The 23,894-nt window shown below is 38.9% G+C and carries 27 protein-coding genes; 11 read left to right on the forward strand and 16 right to left on the reverse strand.

Going from position 1 to position 23,894, the window contains the following annotated elements:
- Nucleotides 1–10: 10 nt before the first annotated feature.
- Together SDEL_RS08630 and SDEL_RS08635 are read left to right on the forward strand one after the other, a co-directional pair.
- Complete coding sequence (locus tag SDEL_RS08630; RefSeq protein ID WP_012857468.1) at nt 11–1,228, forward strand: GGDEF domain-containing protein; 1,218 nt, start codon at nt 11–13, stop codon at nt 1,226–1,228.
- 66 nt (nt 1,229–1,294) lie between these two features.
- On the forward strand, nt 1,295–1,513 hold the full coding sequence (locus tag SDEL_RS08635; protein WP_012857469.1) for a hypothetical protein: 219 nt from the start codon (nt 1,295–1,297) through the stop codon (nt 1,511–1,513).
- 60 nt (nt 1,514–1,573) lie between these two features.
- Here the strand turns inward: SDEL_RS08635 and SDEL_RS08640 are convergent, their stop codons facing one another.
- Together SDEL_RS08640 and SDEL_RS08645 are read right to left on the reverse strand one after the other, a co-directional pair.
- A complete protein-coding gene (locus SDEL_RS08640; protein ID WP_012857470.1) occupies nt 1,574–2,791 on the reverse strand; it encodes a tetrahydrodipicolinate N-succinyltransferase N-terminal domain-containing protein in 1,218 nt (405 codons plus the stop codon).
- A 115-nt stretch (nt 2,792–2,906) separates the two neighbouring features.
- On the reverse strand, nt 2,907–4,034 hold the full coding sequence (locus SDEL_RS08645; protein ID WP_012857471.1) for an Mrp/NBP35 family ATP-binding protein: 1,128 nt from the start codon (nt 4,032–4,034) through the stop codon (nt 2,907–2,909).
- Between the two features lie 105 nt (nt 4,035–4,139).
- Between SDEL_RS08645 and SDEL_RS08650 the strand changes: the two genes are divergently transcribed.
- From SDEL_RS08650 to SDEL_RS08670, 5 genes are all read left to right on the forward strand, one after another.
- Nucleotides 4,140–5,264, forward strand: coding sequence for a bifunctional 2-C-methyl-D-erythritol 4-phosphate cytidylyltransferase/2-C-methyl-D-erythritol 2,4-cyclodiphosphate synthase (locus tag SDEL_RS08650; RefSeq protein ID WP_012857472.1), 1,125 nt, complete (start codon nt 4,140–4,142; stop codon nt 5,262–5,264).
- Nucleotides 5,261–6,148, forward strand: coding sequence for a response regulator (locus SDEL_RS08655; RefSeq protein WP_012857473.1), 888 nt, complete (start codon nt 5,261–5,263; stop codon nt 6,146–6,148). Before SDEL_RS08650 ends, SDEL_RS08655 begins: the two co-directional genes overlap by 4 nt.
- Nucleotides 6,126–7,319, forward strand: coding sequence for a sulfate adenylyltransferase (locus tag SDEL_RS08660; RefSeq protein ID WP_012857474.1), 1,194 nt, complete (start codon nt 6,126–6,128; stop codon nt 7,317–7,319). Before SDEL_RS08655 ends, SDEL_RS08660 begins: the two co-directional genes overlap by 23 nt.
- A gap of 7 nt (nt 7,320–7,326) precedes the next feature.
- Nucleotides 7,327–7,800 carry a phosphatidylglycerophosphatase A family protein gene (locus tag SDEL_RS08665; RefSeq protein WP_012857475.1) on the forward strand — a complete coding sequence of 158 codons (474 nt, stop codon included), beginning with the start codon at nt 7,327–7,329 and terminating at the stop codon, nt 7,798–7,800.
- 110 nt (nt 7,801–7,910) lie between these two features.
- Complete coding sequence (locus tag SDEL_RS08670) at nt 7,911–8,477, forward strand: YceI family protein (protein ID WP_012857476.1); 567 nt, start codon at nt 7,911–7,913, stop codon at nt 8,475–8,477.
- On the opposite strand, the gene SDEL_RS08675 is transcribed toward SDEL_RS08670, so the two are convergent.
- The 8 genes from SDEL_RS08675 to modA all read right to left on the reverse strand — a co-directional run bounded on the left by SDEL_RS08675 (nt 8,472) and on the right by modA (nt 14,272).
- A complete protein-coding gene (locus SDEL_RS08675; RefSeq protein WP_041666362.1) occupies nt 8,472–9,059 on the reverse strand; it encodes an IMPACT family protein in 588 nt (195 codons plus the stop codon). The genes SDEL_RS08670 and SDEL_RS08675 overlap by 6 nt on opposite strands.
- Before the next feature lie 82 nt (nt 9,060–9,141).
- Nucleotides 9,142–9,801: an ABC transporter ATP-binding protein gene (locus tag SDEL_RS08680; protein ID WP_012857478.1), complete on the reverse strand. Its 660-nt coding sequence runs from the start codon at nt 9,799–9,801 to the stop codon at nt 9,142–9,144.
- Nucleotides 9,802–9,804: 3 nt separating this feature from the next.
- The gene (locus tag SDEL_RS08685) at nt 9,805–10,557 is read right to left on the reverse strand and encodes an ABC transporter permease (RefSeq protein ID WP_012857479.1); all 753 of its coding nucleotides are present in this window, start codon (nt 10,555–10,557) and stop codon (nt 9,805–9,807) included.
- 2 nt (nt 10,558–10,559) lie between these two features.
- Nucleotides 10,560–11,543 carry an ABC transporter substrate-binding protein gene (locus SDEL_RS08690; protein ID WP_012857480.1) on the reverse strand — a complete coding sequence of 328 codons (984 nt, stop codon included), beginning with the start codon at nt 11,541–11,543 and terminating at the stop codon, nt 10,560–10,562.
- A 37-nt stretch (nt 11,544–11,580) separates the two neighbouring features.
- A complete protein-coding gene (locus SDEL_RS08695) occupies nt 11,581–12,441 on the reverse strand; it encodes an ABC transporter ATP-binding protein (RefSeq protein ID WP_012857481.1) in 861 nt (286 codons plus the stop codon).
- Nucleotides 12,438–13,136 carry a molybdate ABC transporter permease subunit gene (modB, locus tag SDEL_RS08700; protein WP_012857482.1) on the reverse strand — a complete coding sequence of 233 codons (699 nt, stop codon included), beginning with the start codon at nt 13,134–13,136 and terminating at the stop codon, nt 12,438–12,440. The genes SDEL_RS08695 and modB overlap by 4 nt, the downstream gene beginning before the upstream one ends.
- Complete coding sequence (locus tag SDEL_RS08705; protein ID WP_012857483.1) at nt 13,129–13,530, reverse strand: TOBE domain-containing protein; 402 nt, start codon at nt 13,528–13,530, stop codon at nt 13,129–13,131. Before SDEL_RS08705 ends, modB begins: the two co-directional genes overlap by 8 nt.
- Nucleotides 13,523–14,272: a molybdate ABC transporter substrate-binding protein gene (modA, locus tag SDEL_RS08710; protein WP_012857484.1), complete on the reverse strand. Its 750-nt coding sequence runs from the start codon at nt 14,270–14,272 to the stop codon at nt 13,523–13,525. Before modA ends, SDEL_RS08705 begins: the two co-directional genes overlap by 8 nt.
- Nucleotides 14,273–14,485: 213 nt before the next feature.
- On the opposite strand from modA, the gene SDEL_RS08715 reads away from it, so the two are divergent.
- The 3 genes from SDEL_RS08715 (at nt 14,486) to SDEL_RS08725 (ending at nt 17,396) form a co-directional block, all read left to right on the forward strand.
- Nucleotides 14,486–15,415 (forward strand): D-alanyl-D-alanine carboxypeptidase family protein, encoded by a 930-nt coding sequence (locus SDEL_RS08715; RefSeq protein WP_012857485.1) that lies wholly within the window; start codon nt 14,486–14,488, stop codon nt 15,413–15,415.
- A gap of 119 nt (nt 15,416–15,534) precedes the next feature.
- Nucleotides 15,535–16,386: an NgoPII family restriction endonuclease gene (locus tag SDEL_RS08720; protein WP_012857486.1), complete on the forward strand. Its 852-nt coding sequence runs from the start codon at nt 15,535–15,537 to the stop codon at nt 16,384–16,386.
- 2 nt (nt 16,387–16,388) lie between these two features.
- The gene (locus SDEL_RS08725; protein ID WP_012857487.1) at nt 16,389–17,396 is read left to right on the forward strand and encodes a DNA cytosine methyltransferase; all 1,008 of its coding nucleotides are present in this window, start codon (nt 16,389–16,391) and stop codon (nt 17,394–17,396) included.
- Between the two features lie 49 nt (nt 17,397–17,445).
- Here the strand turns inward: SDEL_RS08725 and proC are convergent, their stop codons facing one another.
- The 5 genes from proC to SDEL_RS08750 all read right to left on the reverse strand — a co-directional run bounded on the left by proC (nt 17,446) and on the right by SDEL_RS08750 (nt 22,743).
- Nucleotides 17,446–18,192, reverse strand: a complete 747-nt coding sequence (gene proC, locus SDEL_RS08730) for a pyrroline-5-carboxylate reductase (protein ID WP_012857488.1) — start codon at nt 18,190–18,192, stop codon at nt 17,446–17,448.
- A gap of 81 nt (nt 18,193–18,273) precedes the next feature.
- The gene (locus tag SDEL_RS08735) at nt 18,274–19,494 is read right to left on the reverse strand and encodes an ABC transporter permease (RefSeq protein WP_012857489.1); all 1,221 of its coding nucleotides are present in this window, start codon (nt 19,492–19,494) and stop codon (nt 18,274–18,276) included.
- Nucleotides 19,491–20,201 carry an ABC transporter ATP-binding protein gene (locus tag SDEL_RS08740; protein WP_012857490.1) on the reverse strand — a complete coding sequence of 237 codons (711 nt, stop codon included), beginning with the start codon at nt 20,199–20,201 and terminating at the stop codon, nt 19,491–19,493. Before SDEL_RS08740 ends, SDEL_RS08735 begins: the two co-directional genes overlap by 4 nt.
- Entirely contained in the window at nt 20,201–21,388 is a 1,188-nt protein-coding gene (locus tag SDEL_RS08745) for an efflux RND transporter periplasmic adaptor subunit (protein ID WP_012857491.1), read from the reverse strand. The genes SDEL_RS08740 and SDEL_RS08745 overlap by 1 nt, the downstream gene beginning before the upstream one ends.
- On the reverse strand, nt 21,385–22,743 hold the full coding sequence (locus SDEL_RS08750; RefSeq protein ID WP_012857492.1) for a TolC family protein: 1,359 nt from the start codon (nt 22,741–22,743) through the stop codon (nt 21,385–21,387). The genes SDEL_RS08745 and SDEL_RS08750 overlap by 4 nt, the downstream gene beginning before the upstream one ends.
- Before the next feature lie 120 nt (nt 22,744–22,863).
- On the opposite strand from SDEL_RS08750, the gene SDEL_RS08755 reads away from it, so the two are divergent.
- Nucleotides 22,864–23,655, forward strand: a complete 792-nt coding sequence (locus tag SDEL_RS08755) for an RMD1 family protein (RefSeq protein ID WP_012857493.1) — start codon at nt 22,864–22,866, stop codon at nt 23,653–23,655.
- Here the strand turns inward: SDEL_RS08755 and SDEL_RS08760 are convergent.
- On the reverse strand, nt 23,652–23,879 hold the full coding sequence (locus SDEL_RS08760; RefSeq protein ID WP_012857494.1) for a DUF2798 domain-containing protein: 228 nt from the start codon (nt 23,877–23,879) through the stop codon (nt 23,652–23,654). The genes SDEL_RS08755 and SDEL_RS08760 overlap by 4 nt on opposite strands.
- Nucleotides 23,880–23,894: the final 15 nt, after the last annotated feature.

A 23,894-nucleotide genomic window follows, 5' to 3' on the forward strand; every position in this document is an offset into this window, starting at 1 on the left:
AGGGATAGAAATGAACGGATTGAAAGAGAAACTTTATACATTTAATGCGCTCTGTTTAGGAGCCATTTTAGCGATAGGGTCTCTTCTTTATTTTAAACTGATTCCTTCTTACTTATACTATTTTTTATGGCAAAGCACCTTTGCTTTTTTAGTGATTGCTATTGGATTAAGTATTTATTTTAATAAAAGTAAACTCTTTACGTTACTCCTTTTTCCACTCTTTTACAATCTTGCACTCGCCTTTCCAAACACTTTTTTTACGCACTTAAGCGGTAAAGCCTTTTGGCACATCGCACCCCTTAGCTGTGCCATTGGGTATCTTTTACTCTATGCCCTACAAGAACGAGGACTTTTTAGCCTTTTTGGCTTACTGCGTAGTGGTATTGCTCTAGGTATTTTAGGCATCAGTTATTATGGATTAAACCACTTTTCATCCAACCTGCATACAGCACTCAACACCCCTTTATTACCAACTTTTTTACATAAAATCACGCAAGCAAGTGACTTTATTTTTATTCTTTCTATCATTGCGTTACTCTTTATTTTTCTCGTTTCTCTCCTCTTTGAAGCACAAACACAAAAAGCACCTTTTTGGATGCTTACCTCACTGATGTTCTCTTTTTTAGTGATGCAAGAAGCGCAAAGTTTTATTCTTTTCTCGTTGCTCAGTGCCTTAATTGCGATGAGTGCACTGGTGCATGATGCGTATAAAATGGCATACATTGACACCCTCACAGGTATTCCCTCACGAAGAGCCCTTGAAGAGCGCTTTTTGCGCCTTGGTTCACGCTATGTGATTGCTATGGTGGATATTGATTTTTTTAAAAAATTCAATGACACCTTTGGACACGATATCGGAGATGATGTCCTCAAGCTCGTCGCCAAAGAGTTAAACCATGTCAAAAATGGCGGAAAAGCCTTCCGTTATGGGGGTGAAGAATTTACCATTCTCTTTAGTGGCAAGAAAAAGGAGGAGTGTATTATGGCACTTGAGGAGGTAAGAGAAGCCATTTTTCGTCGAGGTTTTGTCATTCGTGACAAAAATCGCCCTGCAAAATCATCTAAAGCAACGAAAACGAACCCTAGCCCTAAAAAAGAGCGTCTTTCAGTAAGTATTGGTGTAGCGCTTTCACAAAAAGGAAAAACGCCTCAAGAAATTATCAAAAAGGCAGATGACGCTTTATATAAAGCTAAAGAGAGTGGAAGGAATTGCCTTATTTGCTCATAAATTAGATATCTAATCAGAGATTTATCTGCTACAATATGACGAAAAAAGTTATAAAGAGGTATCTACATGCACTCTGATTTACTCAAATGCTCTCTCGCAGAATGTAAAGCACGCTTATGTGATGCTCACACGATGAGCTTGGAAGAACTAGAAACCTATGCCACTCGCTGTTCGACATGCGGTAATTGGATACTCAAAGATAATGCCGTGGCAAACACCACCTATCTTAAGATAACAACCCTTTGGGCAGAAAAATTTAATGAAGCATTATTAGAAAGAAAGTAGCTCTTCGCCTATCCTTTCAGAAAGCAAAAGGGCTTTACATGTAAAGCCCTTTTGAAGATTTTAGTGAAGCTCACTATTGAGTTTAATTTCTCGTTTGCTTCGTGTGGCTTGAATCATACCATTGACACTGTTTTGACGGAAATGAATACCATGAAGACCTGCAAGTTCTAAGCCTTTAAAAAATACCATCTCTTCTTTTCCTGCTTTTTTCAGTTTTGCTTTTGGATTAGCTTCTGCAATTTTTGCCAGTTCAGTAGCACTCACACCCACCTTTGTGCCTTCTAAAATAGCCATGCCCGCATCCACAATACAGCCATCTCCCAAAGGAATACCTGTCACAGAATTCGCACCTAAAAGTGTGTTTTCACCAATGCTTACAGGATTGCCGTTGGTTCCACTGAGCACTCCCAAAATACTCGCACCGCCTCCAACATCACTTCCACGACCAACCACAACCGAAGAACTAATACGTCCTTCAACCATCACCGCTCCGGTGGTTCCTGCGTTAAAGTTCACATAACTCGCCCCTGGCATAATGGTTGTGCCTGGATGTAATTGCGCACCCATACGCACTTTGCTGGTATCTAAAATACGAGTATTGTCCGCAGGAATAATATGCGATAAAAAGCGTGGAAATTTATCGACAGACTCAATGAGTGGGTATTCTCCTCGAAGTTTCATCTCGATTTCATGTTCTCTTAGCCACGCAAGTTCAAGTGGCTGACCAAACGACCATGCCACATTTTCAAGTACACCAAACGCACCTGTTAAATTAACCGTTCGAAGGGGCGCTTTACCTGTGGAGAGCGCATAGAGTTTCAAATAAACTGCCTCAGGGCTTAAAGGGTTATCATCTTCAAATAAAAAGACGATGCGATACTCTTTTTTCAGTTTTTCTGTCTGCGCAATCCAATCCAACGCTTTAATCACTTGAACATTTTTATGGGCATCACCAAAAGCAAGATTTAAATAAGGCGTAAAAGCATTCATCGCATTTTTAACAAATTTTTTCTTCACATCGTAGACAAATTCACTGCTACTAAAATCTACCTCAACACCTGTTGCTTGTAATGCTGCAATAAAAATAGCCGCACTTCCAAAATTTTCATTCCAGTTAACCACAGGAAAAGTAGCTTGAAGAATTTTCTCAGGATTGAGTTGCCCTCTATCAACCCTTGCAATACCAAAAGCAATCGGTTTTCTATACCCCTCTTGTGATTCAATCTCTTCAACTAATGCTTTAAAATCTGCTTCATCCATACTTAAACGCAACGCCATAACGTCTCCTTTTGTGACAATTTAAAATGCTTTTTAATTAAGAGGATTCTTCCTACCCCCCCTATGCCCCTCTTTTTACAAAAAGGTTTATCAATGTTTTCCTACACCGTAGGACTTATTTTGTTGAACACGCACTTGCTGCACCACCGTTAACACCGATGGTAGGCTGAATGGCTTCGTTACTAACACCACCCTCTTCATTCACTTTGTCAATGCATTCCCACAATTTTTTAGCTGATTCTTGGTAACGTTTTGCTGTCTCACTCTCTGGGTGGAAGAAGCTTACAGGTTTTCCCGCATCGCCACCTTCACGCACGGCTGGCTCTATTGGAATTTCACCAATCACAATCGTTCCAAACTTCTCTGCTAAAGGTTTAGTGGTTCCCTTACCAAAGATATCATACTCTTTATTCGTCTCAGGACAGATAAACCCACTCATATTTTCCATAATACCTGCAATAGGAATGTGCAATTTTTGGAACATATCTAAACTTCTCTCGGTATCATCAAGGGCAACTTGTTGAGGCGTTGTCACACAAATACCCGCTGTAACAGGAACACTTTGCGCTAAAGTCAGTTGGGCATCACCTGTTCCTGGAGGCATATCGATAAATAACACATCTAAATCACTCCATAAAATATCACGCAAGAGTTGCTCAATCGCTTTCATAATCATAGCGCCTCTCCAGATCAGTGACTGACCACCCTCCATAAGTGAGCCCATACTCATCATCTCAATACCATACGCTACAATAGGCTTTACTTTTTGTCCAACGACTTCAGGATGTTTATCAACCACACCCATCATACGAGGCACGTTTGGACCATAAATATCCGCATCCAAAAGTCCTACTTTTTTACCTTGACTTGCAAGGGCTATGGCTAGATTTACGGTCGTAGTTGTTTTACCAACACCCCCTTTTCCAGAGCTGACCATCACAAAATTTTTAATGTGTGGCGCCATATTTTTACCCGATTGGGAGTTGCTTTTCTCAACAGGAGGTTTAGGTTGTTTAACCACAACATCGACACGTCCCGCACCCAAAGCTTTAATCGCTTTTTCAATAGAAGCTTTTAACTCATCACCCACGTCTTTACTAGAAGAGACAATCTCTACTTCAACATATACATTTGATTCTGATACTTCAATGGCTTTGACAAATCCAAACGTCACAATATCTTTTTCAAATCCTGGGTATTTCACCCCACTTAACTGTTCTTGCACTGATTCTTTATTTAACATTTTGACCTCACATGCTTTTTAATAATGGCGGAATTTAACACAAAAAAGATAAAAAAAAGCTTTCAAAATGTATAATATCGTAACACTTCAGAAAAAGGACAAAGTTTGCCCGAAATAACCCTTATTATGTTGGGAGCTGGAAGTTCATCACGCTTTAATCAACGTGTTAAAAAGCAGTGGTTACGCATTGAAGAGACTCCATTATGGCTTTTTGCTACCCAAACACTTCAAACGCTTTTCCCTTTTACACAGACCATTGTTACCACGACACCTGATGAGATGTTTTACGCACAAAAATTTAGCCCACATATCACCTTCGTTGAAGGAGGAGACACCAGACAAGACTCTTTGCAAAAAGCCCTTTTACATGTAAAGACTCCGTACGTTTTAGTCAGTGACATTGCACGAGCGTGCATTGACCAAGCAATGCTGGTTCGCCTTTTGGCTGAAATGGAAAACGCCGATATCGTTGTGCCGTATTTACCGGTGGTTGATACCGTTGTTTATGAAGAGAGTACCATCAATCGTGATGCCATCAAGCTCATACAAACACCTCAACTCTCCCAAACAGCATCTTTAAAAAAAGCCCTTCAAACAGGCGTTATTTATACAGATGATAGCAGTGCCATTAAAGCTATGGGTGGCAAGGTTGCTTATGTTTTAGGTCATGAGAAAGCCAAAAAGCTTACATGTAAAGACGATATTCCAACCATGGATTGCCTTCAAGCGCCTTCCAACAGAGCCTTAGTAGGATACGGATTTGATGTCCATGCGTACGAAGAAGGCAAAGCGATGATGTTAGGGGGTATTCACGTTCACGATACCATCGGCTTTAAAGCACATTCTGATGGCGATGTAGCGATTCACGCACTGATTGACGCTCTCTTAGGGGCGGCTGGTGCTGGAGACATTGGAGAGCTCTTTCCCGATAATGACGCCCGCTATAAAGATATTGATTCTAAAGTATTACTGAAGGAGGTGTGTACCTTTTTGCGCAAAGTAGGATTTGAAATTACCCATTGTGATATCGCCATTATGGCAGAATTTCCACGCCTCAGCCCGTTTAAGGATGCTATACGCTTTTGCCTCGCAGACATCATGGAATTAAATCCTGTTCATGTCAATATCAAAGCGACCACAACAGAAAAACTAGGATTTGTGGGACGCAAAGAAGGTGTCGCAGCCAGTGCGACCGCTACATTACACTATTATGATTGGACACATGTATGAAGATTTTAATTGTCGAAAATGAAATTTATCTTGCCCAAAGTATCGCCTCAAAATTAATGGAAATCGGACATCTATGTGAAATTAGTACCAGCATCAAAGACTCACTTAAAGATGAAAAATATGACGCCGTGCTTCTCTCTACCAATATCTCTGGACAAAATTTTTATCCTGTTATTGAAAAACACCGTAACTCCATTATCATTTTAATGATTTCGTATATCAGCAATGATACCGTCACCAATCCTATCAAAGCAGGTGCAAGTGATTATATTCAAAAACCCTTTATGATTGAAGAGTTGATTCGAAAATTACAACACCTCAATGAATACAAAAAACTCAAAAAAGAGAACGAAACCTATAAAGAGTATGTGAGTAACTTATTTGCCGCTGCAAACCTAGAGCCCATTGACAAGAAGATGAAATTTCCTATTCTCATTAAAACCAATTTTCAAAAACACGCCGATGCCCTCGTGTTTAACTACGCACAAACGTATAATGAAACATTTACCTTTATCTCGCTTTTAAACGCAAACGCTTTTGAAAAAATCACCCGTGCGAGCAATGATGAGTTGCTCTACATCATCGATATTCAAAATTTAAAGCGCAGTGATAAGCTCAAAGCATATGCTGTTTTAGAAGGTAAACGTGCCATTATTTGTAGCACTGACCCTAATGAAGAGAGTAGCTTCTCTACCATTGAAATCAACACCGAAAGCAAAGTGCTAGACCAAGGTGAAATTTTGAGCATTGATGAATATGTCAAATATATCATTGGTAATTTTCAAAACAAATTTCCCGACACAGAACTCTCAAAAAAATTAGGAATTTCCCGTAAAAGCTTGTGGGAAAAAAGGAAAAAATATGGAATCAACAAGAAAAAATAACCAATCCCTTTATCTTGATAATGAATTTTTAGCAACTTTAGCACTCGCAAAAGAGGGTATTTTACACCCTGTGGATAAACTAATGAATCAAGCAGAGTGCCTTGAAGTGGAGCAAAGTGGCTACTACAAAGGCAAACCTTTCCCCTTTCCTTTCATCATCGCCCCAGCGGGAGAAAAAAACAAAGAAACCCTTACCCATGCACAAAAAGGGGATACGTTAGATTTGATCGTAGATGGAAAAATACGTGGATTTTTAGTGGTCGAAGAGGTCTTTGAGGTGGATAAAAAAAGACGTATTGAACAAATTTTTGGCACATATGACCTTTCTAACCCCGAAATCCAATCATTTCTTAAACGTTTAGGCGATTATGCGGTGTGTGGAGCCTATGAAGTTTGGTTTGATGATATTAAACAGATAAAAACTAACATTCAAGAGGCAAAAAAAGAGCTTGATGCTAAAAATGTCGCAGCGATTATGATTAACGCAAATCCTTTTCATCGAGCACACGAGCGGGTTATTCGTATGACCCTTGAGAAGTATGACCTTTTGGTGATTTTCCTTCTCAAACCCTATAAACAAGATATTCTCTCGTATGATTTACGCCTTAAAAGTTTGCAATATTTTGTAGATAATTATCTACCGAAAAACAGAGTGGTCATTGTTCCTTTTGAAAACACCTACCTTTTTTCCAGTTACAAAAATGCGATTTTAGACAGCATTTGTGCTTCAAACTATGGATGCAATAAGCTTATCTTAGGTCAACATCACAGTGGCATTGGCGCTTATTATGACAAAAATGAGATGAAATCCGTTGTCAATCAGTATAATGACCTTGATATTGAGATTGAGATTATTGCTGAGTTTGTCTATTGTGATGAGTGTAAAACCTTGGTGAGCACAAGCACCTGCCCACATGGCGCACATCACCACATCAAGTACCATGCAAAATCTTTGCTGGAAATCCTAAAATTAGGGATGTTACCGCCTGCTATTTTTATGCGCAAAGATATCTCGGCAATGCTTTTGAGTGAGCTTTTCAAGCACCGATTTGATAACATCAGCAAAATTTATGATGCTATTTTCCCCAACAATGGACTACTGGAAAGCCATGATGAAAAAGACTTTTACCTTGAACTCATGCGCTTACATCAAACCACATCACTGACATAGGAATCATATGCGACCCAATGCTTTTTTAACCTTTTGCTATTCAGGACTCTTCCCAAAAGCTCCAGGCACAGCAGGAACCTTTCTTGCGGTTATCCTAGGAGTAGGGATTATTCGTTTTATTTCCATGGAAACCTTGGTTTTATTGACCATTCTTTTTACCTTAATGGGGATACGTCAAATCAATGCGTATGAGACGCATAGTGGCAATCACGACGATAAACGTATTGTGATTGATGAAGTCGTAGGGGTTTGGATTGCACTCATTTTAAGCTCAGCAACACTCACTCAAATCGTTTTTAGTTTTTTATTTTTTCGTCTTTTTGATATTTGGAAGCCCTCTGTCATTGGGAGAATTGACCGCAATATTCAAGGAGGTATTGGGGTGATGGGCGATGACATGTTAGCGGGTATTTTTGCTGGAATTTGCAGTGCAGGCGTCTTTCAACTCATCGAAATGATAGAGAAAACTCTCTTAAATTAAAAAATTACTTTTTTATCACACAAGAGTCATAAGCCACATCCAACTATACTTTTTAGACAAAGGGTTCTTTCGTCACACAAAGAGTCCTATTCCCCCAAAAAGGATAGACCATGAAATCACTTATCAAACTTTTTTTTGCCCTCTTTCTTAGTTTCTCTTTTGTACACGCAAAAGAGTTTGTCATTGACGCCAGTCACTCGCATGTGGGATTTAGTATCAAACACATGATGATCTCAAATGTCAAAGGCAATTTCAATACCTATAGTGCTGAAATCGAGTTCGATGAGGCGAATAAACAGTTTACTAAACTCAATGCAAAAATTGATGCAGCGTCCATTGACACAGGCATTAGTAAACGAGATGAGCATTTACGCAGTGCGGACTTTTTTGATGTCGCAAAGTTTAAAACTATCGAATTTGTCATGACCTCTATGAAAGAGAACAAAGTCTATGGAAAACTGACTATGCACGGTATCACCAAAGATATTGTCCTTCAAAGTACGGTTCATGGCTTGATTAAAGACTTTCAAGGCAATCAACGTCTAGGATTTAGTTTGGAAGGAAAACTCAACCGTAAAGATTTTGCTCTCACATGGAATAAAATCCTAGAAGGGGGTGGACTAACGGTGGATGAAACGGTCAATATCACCATTGAAGTGGAAGCCATCGCCCTATAAAAGGCTAAAACCATCCCGCTCAAATGCTAAAGCGAAGTGCAAAAATGCTTGTTTTTGTGCTTCGCTTAACTCAAATCTCCAGACCACACCATCGCTCTCAAACAAACGCTCCTTTACCTGTAAGTCATGATGCATAACATAGTGCTCAAAACGAGGCACGAGTGAATAAATGGTTTTACATGTAAGAAGTTCTTTGAAAACAAAAGGAACAAGAGAAGCCCCCGCTATCACCTCTTTCGCACTTCTCCCATAAGCCCTCACCAAACCTCCTGTGCCTAACTTAATACCTCCAAAATACCGCACAATTAAAAGCCCCACTTCAACCAATTCATATCCACGCATGACATTAAGCACAGGAGGACCTGAGGTTCCCTTAGGCTCACCATCATCAGAATTATTTTCAACAATCTGGCGAAATTCATTAAAATAACGCTTTGCCCAGACAATATGTGCGGCTTTGGGATGTTCATTTTTGAGTGTTACATGTAAAGATTCCATGTCATCAATGGGAGATAAAAAACTTAAAAAAGTGGACTTTTTTTCTTCAAAAAAGGAGGAAAAAATCTCATCTACGGTATACATCATTACGCTTCAATCCAAAATATTAAAATTAAAAACTTTATATATTAACACCAGTCTAAACTAAATCCCTGCTTACTGTCATTTAGTTTTTAAAAATCTCTTGAGGAGTACCTATATACTCTATACGTCCTTTATTAAGACCAATAACCCTGTGCGCTAATACTTTTGCATCAATTATAGTATGTGTAACGTAAATAATACTAAGATGCAGTTTTTGTTGCAATATCTTTAACTCCGTTCTGATTTCATGAGCTGTTGCTTCATCCAAGCTAGACAAAGGTTCATCTAAAAGCAAAATTTTTGGTTGTGTGACAATAGCACGAGCAAGTCCTACACGTTGTTTTTCACCTCCACTTAAATTTTTAGGATATCTGTTTTTCAAATGAGAAATATGAAGTGTTCCCATTATTTCAGATACTTTTTTTTCTAAACTTCCTTTACTCATTCCTTTTACACGCAATCCAAAGGCAATATTTTCAAAAACATCTAAGTGAGGAAAGAGATGAATGGCTTGATGTAGATAACTTATCTCCCTTTTTTGTGTGACAATCTGATTCATTCGTTTTTCATCAAAATAAAGATCACCACTATGTCCAACAAAACCTGCAAGGATGTTTAAAAGCGTACTTTTCCCCGCTCCAGAATGTCCTAATATAACCATAAATTCACCATCATGTATGGTTATATTAATATCTTTCAAACAATAAGAAGTAGAAATATTTTGCATTCTAATCGTTGCCATAAACTACCTCCAATTTTTAGTGACATAGTGTTCTAACCAATAAATACTTTTTTCAAAACTAAAACTCATAAAGGCTAAAAGCATAAGTGAAACCATAATAATATCAACACGAATCAAACTCTCTGCTTGAATCATCATAGATCCAATTCCTGTAGGAATAGCAAACATCTCAGAAGCTAAAACCGTTTTCCACACCATACCCGCTTCCAATCTCAATCCTGTAAAAATAGTAGGCGCCGCTAAAGGAAGCATTACTCGTATCAAAATATACCACGATGAAGCACCTAAGGATTTTGCTGTATTAATGTATTCATAAGGAATTTCCTTAATGCCCAATAACGTTGCATACGCTACTGGGAAAAAAGCACAGATAAAAATAAGTGTAATTGGTAGCGCTTCGTTAATACCAATCCACAACATCATGAGTGGTAACCATCCCAAAGTGGGAATAGGTAAAAGTAAGCTAATTAGAGGTTTGAGCGATTTTTCTATCATAACATTCATTCCCATTAAAATACCAACAACAATACCCAGTAGACCCCCAAGCAAATACCCTATAGCAACCCTTGCAAAAGAGTGACTTAAATTTTCGATAATGATTCCTGAATAAAGGAGATGATAAAACTCAATGATCACATTCGAAAAAGAAGGTAAAAGAGGTGTTTGTGCAATTCTACCAGCCAATTCCCAAATCATAAGAAAAAGAAAAATAGGACTATTCAGCAATAAAAAATTTAAAATATATTTTTTGACCATTATTAATCCACCACTAAAATCTCTTTAGCATCAAATGATTTTTTAATAAACCCATATTGAACCATTTTATCAATGACTTCTTGAACATCTTTTTCAGATATCTTGGAAGTAAGCCCTAACTGCTTAATAGATCCTTTAGCAATTTCTGGGGTAACACTAAGGTCTATTTCAGGTGTTTTTGTCTCATTTTTAATACGATCTTGGTATACATTTAAATTCTTGGCTACGATGATGGAAGCTTCGTCATTATCTTTGTTAATTGCATCAATCGCTTCTTGATTTATCTGTTTTAGCTTTGTGACAGTTTTTGGGTACTCCTGAAGCATTTTATCAGATACTACAATGACACTTCCTTGTAAATCTTTCCATAAATCTTGGCTCGATACCAACATACTCATGCCTTCCATATGAGAAGCAAGTGTTGCAAAATGCTCTGGTAAAACAACAGCATCAACAAGACCTGATTTCAAAGCCATAATTTGCTTAGATGAATTCATGGTCAGAAAATTTTTTCTCACCTTTTGTGCATCTAGGTTGGCTTTTTCAATTAAAACTTCTTGTATAAAACTTGTCACCGTTCCTTTAGGTCCCACGCCTATTTTGATTCCCTCTTTTCCTAGGTCCTGAACCGTCTTAATTTTAGCGCTATTCACAACAACACCATAACCATCTTTATGTGTCCCTGCAATAATTTTAATGGGAACACCTCCATTAACATAAGTAATAATAGCAGGGACTAAACACATATATGCAACATCAAAATGTTCTTTAACAAAGGCTGTTGCTACCGCTGCGCCACTGACATACACTTTAACATCATTAACATCAATACCATTTTTTTTAAACAATCCTTTAGCTTCTGCATAGTAGTACGATGTTGCGTGACTCGTATACTCAACAGCAAAATTTAAATTCTTTTTCTCTCCATCATTAGCTATTAATAAATTACATACAATTAAAAAACCCACTATCCCTCTTTTTAACATCTGTACACCTTTTTATTTAAGTTTGGATACTTTACCGTCACTTTTTTTGAAATGTTATAATGGGCGCAAACGCTTTCGTACCAATCGTAACGTTATCCCCTATTTTCAAGCTTTCTGCCTCGCTTCTATCTAAAACGACCTCAACCAACTGCTGTCCAATAGCAATCACCGCTACATAAATCACATCAACCCGCACAATCTCTAAAACTTCACCTTCAAAAGAGAACTTTTGAGAGCCTTGTGTACGCAAAAGTACCTCTTTTGCGCTTCCATCTTGAATGATACTTCCCTGAGACATCACCAAGACACGGTTACTTAAGCGGTACATTTCGCTGGGGTCATGACTGACAATCATCGTTGTGGTCTCAAACTCTTTATGAAGTGTCAAAATTTCATTTTGCAACTTTAAGCGCATGGAAGGATCAAGCGCAGAGAGGGGTTCATCCATCAAAAGCAATTTGGGACGATTCATCATCGCACGACACAAACTCACCCGCTGTTTTTGCCCACCTGAAAGCGTCAAAGGAGATCGTTTGGCGAGTTCACTTAATTCTGTAATTTCCAAAAGATGGAATGCTAATTCTCTATCATTTCGAACAAAAAGCAAATTTTCCAACACACTCATATTGGGAAAAAGCGCATAGTCTTGAAACACAAACCCAATGCCTCTTTGCTGAGGTAAAACGGCTTTCGAGCCATCCAACCACACTTCATCATTCACAACAATACGCCCTTTTGCTTCTTCTAACCCTGCTAAGATACGAAGAAGTGTCGTTTTTCCACTACCACTTTGACCTGAAAGAGCCACAAAACTTTGAGGCTCAATCGTAAGATTTACATGTAGCGCCATTTTTCCACGTGAACCTAAGAGCTCTTTTTCAACCGCAATTTCTATCATGCAAGACCTCCGAGATGCCGTTTTTGTTTTCGATTAAAAATATAGACCAAAAGCAACACACAAAAGCTAATCAGCACCATAATACCGCTGTAAATATGCGCACTTGTATAATCCATAATCTCAACCATTTCATAAATAGCCACCGAAGCCGTTTTTGTCTCATTGGGGATACTTCCGCCCACCATTAAAACCACACCAAACTCTCCTACCGTATGTGCAAACGTTATGACAACAGCACTTAACATTGAAGGTTTAATGTTGGGTAATGCCACACGAAAAAGGGTTGTGAGCTTACTTTTCCCCGCAATATAAGAAGCTTCTAGCATATTTTTCGGCAAAGACTCAAAACCACTTTGCAGGGGTTGCACCATAAAAGGAAGTGAGTAGAGACAACTTGCGATCACTAAGCCTGTAAAATTAAACACCATACTAACGCCAAAAACATCATTAACAAAAGCACCTAACGCAGAGTTTTTAGAGAGTGCTATCAAAATATAAAAACCAATCACCGAAGGAGGCAATACAATCGGCAATGCCGTAATGGCTTCAAAAAAAGGTTTCATCCTAGAAGCGCTTTGCGAAAGAAACCATGCGATAAAGGTTGAGAGAAAAAGCAAAATCAGTGTCGTAATTCCCGCTAATTTGAATGAAATGAAAAAAGGAGTCAGTGGTATTTGCATCAAGCTCTCAAGCATCCAAAACCTCCACAATAAACAACTCACTCGCCTTAATTAAAAGAGTCACAGAATCGTTTACATGTAAATCCATACGATCAAACGAACCCCGTGTGATAATGCTTTGCATCGTAATAGACCCCACACTTGCATACACACTGCACAACAATTTTCCCTTTTCCACCGCATCAATGGTACATTGCATCTGATTGGAGTAGCTAAGGATTCCCCCAAGATTTTTTCCTAAAGCCACACTTGAAGGTTTCACGCCTAAGGTAACATAACTATTTTCATGCAACCCCTTTGGCAATTCCAATCCCATCATCTTCAAAGCGCAATGCTCTGCTTCAAAATGGATAATGTGTAAATTTTGCTCTTTCTCAATACGTGTTACAAAAGCCTTTATTCTATTCATTTACCACATACCCATACGATTTAAAGATTTTTTTTGCGGGAGCACTTAAAATAAAATCATAAAACGCTTTAGCTTCAAGATTTTTTTCACCCTGTTTAAGCAACACAATGCCTTGAGCAATCGGTGTATAGAGTGTTGAATCAACCTTTACCCACTCTTTGCCCTCTTTATACTGCTTCATTTTTTCACTGTAAAAGGCTGAGGCATTGACAAAACCAACATCCGCAGCACTTAAGGTAAATTGTAACGCTTGTCCGATACTATCGCCATAAACCAATTTTGAAACAACGCCATCGTAAACCTTTGCGTTCTTAAATGCTTCAATACTGGCCGTGCCATAAGGCGCTGTTTTAGGATTAGCAATCGCTACTTTTTCAATTTTTGCCTGATTCAGTATTGCTAATCCTTGACTTAAGTCTAATCCCTTCACACTCACCATCGCTAAAGCGCCACTGGCATACACAACAGGTTTATCTACTGCAATTTTTTCTGCATACAAATGTTCAGGAAACTGCATGTCCGCACTTAAAAACAGATCAAAAGGGGCGCCATTTTTAATTTGTGTGGTAAATTTTCCACTGGAACCTAACGTAGTATTGACCTTTGTAGAAGGATGCTGCTTAGAAAATTCTGTCTTGATCACTTCAATCGCATCACTTAAATTGGCTGCAACAGCCACGCTAATCTCACCTGCACTCAACGAAAGAGCCAACACCGCACTTGCCATCAAAACTTTCAACATAAACACTCCTTATATATTTTAGGTATATAACGCTAAGACCTTCAAAAAAGTAGAACATTTCAAAAGTATTATAACGTTATAACCTTAAGTGTTATATCGCTTTATGCCTTATTTTGCATTATTTCACTCAAAGTGGCTATTTCAGCCATTTTCAAAGCGAAATTTTAAGAGAATTTCATTAAAATCAAGAAAACATTTTATGAAAAGGCCAGCATGACTAAAAAATTTTTAACGCTTCTTTGTGGCGTCTCATTGCTCACCACCAGTTTAAGTGCAAATTACCTCGATAAAGAGACTGCTGCAAGGCTTAGCAAAAACACTGATGCGATTATCGCTAAAGATTTGAGTACCAAAGAGCTTATTTTTTCCAAAGATGCACAAAAAATCAACCAACCTGCTAGTCTTACAAAAATCATGACTGCCATGTTAGCCATCGAAAGTGGTCGCATGAACGATGTTGTAACAATTACACGTGATATGATTCAAGTAGAACCCACCAAAGCAGGTCTTAGAATTGGCGAAAAATTTTATTTAAGAGATTTAGTCAAAGCAGCGATGGTCATGTCCGCTAATGACGCAGCAATGAGCATTGGCGTCTATTTGGGTGATGGCAATGTAAATACCTTCGTCGCGAAAATGAATCGCAAAGCCAAGCAACTGGGCATGAACAATACCAACTTCACTAACCCTTGTGGATTTGATATTGGAGATCATCATTCAACAGCGTTAGACTTACTTAAAATGAGTGAGTATGCCATTAAAAACTCTCAATTTAACGAAATGGCAAAACTCAAACGCCATGACTTTAAATCCCTCAATACCAAACGAGCATATGCTGCTTACACCCACAATAAACTACTCAATAATTACAAATACGCCGTAGGCATTAAAACAGGATACACCCGTAAAGCAGGTCCTTGTCTTATCGCTCGTGCAAAAAATGGAAATAAAGATGTTTTAGTTGTTATGCTCAATTCTGAGCAACGTTGGAAGGATATTAAAACTATTTTTGAAGATGTTTTACCACAACTGACCAAAACCGCCGTTCAAGTTCCTACACAAAAACCTGTCAAAAAAATAGTCACCCCAAAACAAAAGAAAAGCAAAAAAACAACAAAAAAGAAGAAAGCACAAAACGCATAAAGAGATTACATGTAATCTCTTTATGCCTATTCTATAATCATCACAATTTCATTCTGCAATGTTTTTTTGACAAAATTCTTCTTTGGCTATAATACACACAAAACTAAAAAAGAGAACTCATGACAAATATATTAAGTGCTTTTCGCACCATTATCAGCAATTATCAAACAAATGTTCAACATGTGACCAATGGCTCAAATCGAGCCAACAATATGGGTGATGGATTAGAAGCTTTTATCAAAGATGCTTTTGCCAACACCTTCAATGAGACAAATGAGCAAACGAAACTAGAAGTTTTTTCAAGAATTTATTCGTACAGTGGCAATAAAAACAATCCGCCTGATTTAATCCTCCAAAATAGCGATGCCATTGAAATTAAAAAGTTAGAGTCTGCTAGTACAGCCATTGCTCTTAATAGTTCTTATCCAAAAGCAAAACTTTTTTCCAATAGCACCATGATTACCACGGCATGTAGAACATGTGAGGCATGGAGTGAAAAAGATATGCTTTATGCTATCGGTAACGTTCCCAAAACCACCAACCAATTAAAATCTTTATGGTTAGTTTATGGTGATTGTTTTTGTGCCGATAAAGAAGTGTATGAGCGCATACAACAAACAATTTCAAGCGGTATCACTTCAATTCCTAATGTAGAGTTTACACAAACCAATGAACTTGGAAAAGTCAAAAAAGTTGACCCTTTGGGCATTACGGATTTGCGCATACGTGGTATGTGGCATATTGAAAATCCAACAAAAATTTTCAACTATCTTTACCATTACGATGAAACAGCTACTTTTCAACTCATCTGCTTGATGAAAAAAGAGAAGTACGAAGCACTACCACTTGAAGATAGAAATGCTATTGAAAATTTGAGTAATTTACATGTAACGCTTAGTGATATAAGAATTAAAAATCCGAATAACCCTATTCAGTTAATGGATGGGAAATTGTTAGTGTTTAAGGTTTAATAATGAACATTATCTCTCTTTTCAGTGGTGCTGGTGGTTTAGACTTAGGCTTTGAAAAAGCAGGTTTTAAAACCGTTTGGGCAAATGAATACGACAAAGAAATTTGGGAAACTTTTGAAAAGAATTTTCCTCATACAACGCTCGATAGACGAAGTATTCGTAATATTCCCTCATGCGACATTCCAGAAGCCATTGGGCTTATTGGAGGGCCGCCGTGTCAAAGTTGGAGTGAGGCTGGGGCATTACGAGGTATCGAAGACCATCGGGGTCAGCTTTTTTTTGAATTTATCAGGGTTTTACGAGATAAAAAACCACTGTTTTTCTTGGCTGAAAATGTCTCAGGAATGTTAGCAAGTCGTCATAGTGATGCGTTAGAAAACATCAAAAATCACTTCATCGACAGTGGCTACAACCTCTCTTTCAAGCTTCTTAATGCCCATGACTATAAAGTGCCACAAGACAGACAACGTCTCTTTTTTGTGGGGTTTAGAAAAGATTTGAACATGACATTTGAGTTTCCTAAAGCGTTTCCTTTAAAACGCTATTTAAAAGATGTTATTTGGGATTTAAAAGACAACGCATTACCAGCTAAGGAGAAAAATTATACCAACGGTCATGCGTGCACTCTTGCAAATCATGAGTATATGACGGGTAGTTTTTCGACCATTTTTATGTCACGCAATCGTGTGAGAAATTGGGATGAACCTTCATTTACCATTCAAGCAGGAGGACGTCATGCCCCACTTCACCCTCAAGCACCTAAGATGGAGTTTATAGAACAAAACAAACGCATTTTTGTCAAAGGAAGTGAACATCTGTATCGAAGGCTCAGCATCAGAGAATGTGCCAGAATCCAAACCTTTCCTGATACCCATACCTTTTACTACGACAATTTAACAGCAGGTTATAAAATGGTTGGCAACGCCGTGCCACCAAACCTTGCTTTCTTTTTAGCTGATGCTATTGCTAAACAACTTACACAAGCAAACATTCTCAAGAAAGTTTCATAACTCATTACATGTAACGTGCTCACAATTTTGCAAACACGTTATATGTTCTCTATTTTGAAAGCCCTTTAGCTCTCTCGTAAGAAGCTTCCATCGCTTTAATGAAGCTATCTCTTACCTTACCCTCTTCCAATTTTGCATACCCTGCCGCAGTCGTTCCAGCTGGAGACATCACTTTATCTTTTAAGAGCGCTGGATGTTCATGCTTAAGTACCTCGCCTACGCCTTCAAAAAGTGCTGCCACATAGGCATAGCTTATATCTCTCTTCATGCCTAAATTCACCGCACCATCACTCAAAGCTTCTGCAACCAAAGCAATCCACGCAGGAGCGGAACCTGCGATGCCTGTGGCAATGTCTAACTCTTTTTCACTCTCCAACCAAAAACAATATCCAATGGAGCCTAACACTTCTGTCGCCACCTCTTTTAATGCCACATCGCCACATAAAGAGGTGGCTGATTTACGTACAAGCGCTGCCATATTGGGCATAGAGCGAATATAATGCTTCGCCATAATACCCGCATGAAGCTTTTCCAAACTAATCCCTGCCATAATGGAAATAACACCCTCTGCAATCCCCTTAGTTTGAAGCGAAGCAAAGGACTGAGGCTTGATCGCCAAAATGACGACAAACCCTTCCAAAGAGGGAATTTCTCCTACCACAGTAATCGTAGGATAAAGCTTTTTTAACTCACTTGCACGTGTCGCATTCGCCTCAACCACGGTGATATCTTTTACATGTAAGCCTTGAAGCATCGCTCCACCCATGTTACCTGCACCAATTAAAAGTAATTTCATTCTTTATCCTCTATACATTTTCAAAAATTAGACTTCTTTCAATGGGTTATGAAAGAAGTCTATTATAACGTATCACACGCTTTACTGATAACGCAATGCATCAATCGGTTCTAAATTGGAAGCTTTTTTTGCTGGATAAAATCCAAAAAAGACACCAACTCCTCCAGCAACCAAAAAGGAAATCATAACAGAACTTTGTGTGACCGTCACGCCAATCGGTAAAAATTTTTCCAGCACAAACGCTCCACCCATTCCAAAACAAACCCCAATAAAACACCCTATAATCGAAATCATTAACGCTTCGAGCAAAAATTGCAATAAAATCGCATTTTGTTTCGCACCAATAGCAATACGAATACCAATCTCTCGTGTTCGCTCTGTTACAGAAACCAACATAATATTCATAATCCCAATGCCCCCAACCACCAATGATATCGAAGCAATAGCTGCTAGCATTAATGACATTGCCTGTGTCGTTTCTTGTGCGGTATTGGCAAGAGCGGTTAAATTTCGAATCGTAAAATCATCCTCCGCACTCTCACGTAATTTATGGCGTTGTCGCAACAACTGCACCATCTCTTTTTCTACTTGATCCATCACTTCTTTAGTAGTAGCTTCCACCATAATAAATCGAACAGAACCTTTAAATTGATTACCAAAAAGCTTTGTCTGTGCTGTCGTAATCGGAATAATAGCAGTATCGTCCTGATCCCTTCCATCCAAACTCTGCCCTTTTTTAGATAAAACACCCACGACCAAATAAGGACTGTTTTTAATACGAATCGTTTTTCCTATGGGATTTTCATCGCCAAAAAGATTTTGCACAATCGTCTGCCCAAGCACCACCACACGTGTTGAGCCTCTCACATCCGAATCCATAAAAGGATACCCCTGTTCAATCTCCCAATCACGTACTTGAAAAAAAGCAGGGTTTGTTCCTGTCACTTGTGTAAACCAATTCGAGGATTGGTAAATCAGCTGTGCTGAACCTGTGGACATAGGCGCTGTGGCAGAAATACCTTCTAGCTCTTCCATAGCAGTCGCATCAGCTATCGTCAACGTTTGCACGCCCCCACTTCCAATGCGCACACCTCCTGAGGTGGTTGAACCTGCTAAAACAATAAAAAGATTGCTTCCCATCGAATCAATAGCCTCTTGAACCTTTATCTGTGTACCAGCACCCACGGCGGACATGATAATCACAGCCCCAACACCAATCACCATTCCAAGCATTGTCAGTAACGTGCGTAAACGATTGGCATTCATTGCACGCCATGCTTCATTTAACATGAGCATTATCATAAACGTTTATCCTTCAGTACTGCGGTTGTTCCATCGTGTTGAATTTTTCCATCCACCACTGTAATTAACCGTTTCGCATACGCTGCAATATTAGATTCATGGGTAACAAGGACGATTGTAATCCCCTCTTTCTCATTCAAATCGCAAAATAACTGCATAATTTCTTGACTGGTTTTGGTATCTAAATTTCCAGTGGGTTCATCGGCTAAAATTAATTGAGGGCGATTGACCAAAGCTCTAGCTATCGCAACACGCTGTTGCTGTCCCCCTGAAATTTGATTGGGAAGGTAGTGTTCAAAATTCCCCAAACCCACACTTTTAAGCACCTCTTTGGCACGTTTTTTACGTTCATCTGTTGCCACCCCTGCATACACTAAAGGCAAGGCAACATTATCTAAAAGTGTTTGTCGTGGAATCAAATTAAACCCTTGAAACACAAACCCAATAATACGATTACGCAGCTCTGCCAACTCATTTTTACTCAAACGACTGGTCTCTTTTCCACTGAGATAATACTCACCGCTACTGGCTTTATCCAAACATCCCAAAATATTCATAAATGTTGATTTTCCTGAACCTGATGGTCCCATAATCGCAACAAATTCACCTTTATAAACAAGACTATTAATCCCTTTTAAAACAGAAACTTCTCCCGCTTCTGTCACATAATTTTTCGTCACATTGACGATTTTAATGACCTCATCCATTAAAAAGGTCTCATCGGAGGATGTGAGGATTTAGAGCCTTGCGCCCCATTGGCTTTAAGCTCTTCCGAAATAATCATATCACCCTCTTTGAGTGTGTCACTCTCTATTTCACTCATACGATTATCTGTAATTCCCACACGTACTTTAACAGGTTTTGGCACCCCATTTTCCAACACATACACGATACCAAAGCCACCCTCTTTTTTCTCATTTTTGACCTTCATCCCCATCGATGTTGCATTGCCTTGCAACGATGTTGGACGATAACGAAGTGCGGCATTAGGAACCATCAAAACATTTTTTTTCTCAGCAATAATGACATTAACATACGCTGTCATGCCAGGAATTAAAATCTCATCTGGATTTTCAACTTTCACGACAACGTCATACGTCACAACGTTAGAAACCGTTGTAGCATTCAGTCTGACTTGACGTACTACTCCTGAAAAAGAGAGATTTGGAAAAGCATCAACCGCAAAAGTTACAGCTTGACCTACCTTAATACGCCCAATATCCGCTTCCGCAAAATTAGAGTCTATTTGCATCTGTCTTAAATCCTGTGCGATTTTAAAAAGAACAGGCGCTTGTAAACTCGCAGCAACCGTTTGCCCGACATCAATTTGTCTATCGACCACAACCCCTGAAACAGGAGAACGAATGATGGTATATCCTTGATTGGTTTTATCTTTTTGTGCCTGAGCTCGTGCCAAATCTAGCGCCGCTCGTGCCGCTTTGAGTGCTTGTACTGTCGTATCAAACTCTTGTTTGGAGATGTACTCTTTTGCTAAAAGTTCTCGAGAACGCTTTTCATTGGCAATCGCCAATTCCAAAGAGGCTTCAGCACTTTTGACATTCGCAGCACTTTGGGCAGCTTGTGCATCTAACAAGGCAGGATCAAGTTCTGCCAAAATCTGCCCTTTTTCAACCCTATCATTAAAATCCACATAAAGCTTAATCACCTTACCAGAGACTTGTGTACCTACGGTTACGAGAACAAGAGGGTTCAGCGTACCATTGGCAGAGACACTTTGCGTCACATCCCCTTTTTCCAATGTATAAAATTTATAGTTCGCCTCAAGAGGAGGTTTTGTATACGCTTTCCATGCCTTATATCCACCGATGCCTAAACCAATAAGCACTATAACAAGTGTTATTTTATTGAAAAGAATTTTTTGTAAAAATGTCATGGTTGTCCTTTAATCACAGAAAAATCGAGAGAACCCATCGATTTTGCGAGGGTTGCTTTACTAATATACCACGTATACAACGCTTGAATATGTTGCTGTTTTGCACTTGCAAGCGCACTTTGTGCACTGAGAAGATCCAAAATAGTTCCCACTCCAGCCTTATAACGTCCCAAAGCTAAATCATACGAGGCCTGTGCACTGGCTACCAAATCGGCACTCGTTCGTGTCGCTTGCGTCTGACTGACTAACGTTTGGTAGGTTTTGTACACTTCCAAATTGGCATCTTGAGAGAGCCTCTCATACTCAGCCTCAGAGATTTTCAGCTGTTGCTGTGCTGCTTGCACTTTATATTTAGTATTAAATCCTGTAAAGATAGGGATACTCACATAAAGCCCAATACTCGAATTACGTTGCGTGGTATTGTAAACCGTCTCCGTGGAGCCTTTCGTCGCACTGAGTGAAAAACTGGGTAAATGCTCCGCTTTAGCAGCTTTAAGACTCGCTTCACTTGCTTTGATTTTGGCACTCGCTGCCATCAAATCAGGGCGAAGTCGTTGTGCTTCTTCCATCAATGCCCGTATGTTTTTTTCAAACGAGCCATCAGGAAGAGATAGCTTAGGAACACGAAGACGCAAAGAAGTATCAGGCAATAAACCTAAAATAGCAGCCAATTCACCTTGTGCTGTTTTAAGATTGCCTTGCGCTTGAATGCGATTGAGCATCGCTTGAGAATACGCCGTTTGAGCTTGAAGCGTATCTGCGGGCGTTACAACACCCACACCATAACGTGTTTTAGCAGCATTAAGACTTTCAAAAGCAGAACGCTCTGCCTCATACGCCGCATCTAAACTTGCTTGAGAACCAAAAAGGTTATAGTAGGCTTCAAGCGCTAAGAGAAAAACCGTTTGAAGAGTATCGTTTTCTGAGTACAATGCGGCATCCAACAACGCACGTGTATTGTCATACGAAGCATCTCGTTTACCAAAATCATAGAGCAAGTAAGAGAGCGTAACGCTGATATTTTCACTATTTCCTGTCATCGTTTCACTGTTCGTACCCCTCGATGCTGAACCTGAAGCGCTCAAGGTTGGCAAATACGCTGCACGACTCATTCCCACCTGAGCAGCATGATATAAAGAGGTTTCCCATGCGATTTTGGTTTGAGGATTGTGACAAAGTGCCATGTTGATCACATCACTTAACGTCAATTCCTTCTCTAAATCAACGTTATGACAGGCATTTTGCTTCATCTCATTGGGTGAAACGAGTGCATGTGTATTAAGCGGATCAAACTCTGCTGCAAACACCAAAGGTGTGAGCATCAAGAGCGTAAAACTTACAGATTTTAAGTGCATTAATTTCTATCCTATGTCGTTTATGCCATCTATCTTAGCATGAAATTGTTAACATTTGTAATACGTTTGTAAAACTTTAGGAGTATACTTTTCTATCTTGTTTCGTATAAGGAGTTATAGATGCATTCAACGCTATCCCTTATTTCCATTGCTTTACCACACCCTTTTGCCAAACATGAGATTGAAAATATCTTAGAATGTGTACTCAAAAAAGGGATTGAAAAGACGTTTTACACCCAAGTCCACGAACGTTATCTTGTCTATACTCCGTTTAATGTCATTAGTTTTATAAATTGGGAGCGTTTAGAAATTGTCAAAGCGCTTGAAAAACTAGGAATTAAAGAGGCGGACACGTTTGAAAACCATCTTTTATACCAAGATTATCCCATTGTTATTGACGCTTCTTTGGAGTTTACATGTAAAGTGAGCAATGAGCAAATTCTCCTCAAAGAAGCCCTCCCTCTCTATCTCATTATCATTGCGTTGGTCGTGTCTCAAAGTGTGGGACTTGAAAAGTATGAACAAGATTTGGATGTTTACTTTGGGAAAAGTCAAGAACTGCTTGATGTCACCAAAAGCTATACCTTTTTTAAACGTTCCCGTTTGATTGAATTCGCACGCAATCTTATTTTTATTCAACATGGCATGGTCAATGATCTTTTTTTACTCGATAAACCCAATATTTTGTGGGATAACGAAGAAGCAGAAAAGCTCTACAATATGCTCTCTTCAACCTTAGAGCTTAAAGATCGCTTTGAAATTATAGAGCATAAACTTACCCATCTTAAAGAAAATATCACCCTAGCGCTTGATCTGTTTAACCATAAACACAGCGAAGTGCTAGAGTGGATTATTATTCTTTTAATTATGTTTGAAATTGTGATGGGGTTGATAGAATTTTTTGGGCATTAATGGGGTCTAACCAATTTGTGGACTAATTTACGCACAAAAGGTACAACCACTAAAATCGTAGGAAACGCTATAAAATAAGTTCGCCAAAATGCTCTAAACCAGAGGGTAAAAAAATCATCCACCCAACCTACGTTAATAAATGTAACCACACACGACATTAAGGTTGTCATAAAAAGGGACATTAAAAACGCAAAAGCTAAAAACTCATATTTTTTGGGAATCACACACTATCCTTCTTT

The organism is Sulfurospirillum deleyianum DSM 6946 (assembly GCF_000024885.1).
Lineage (GTDB): Bacteria > Campylobacterota > Campylobacteria > Campylobacterales > Sulfurospirillaceae > Sulfurospirillum > Sulfurospirillum deleyianum.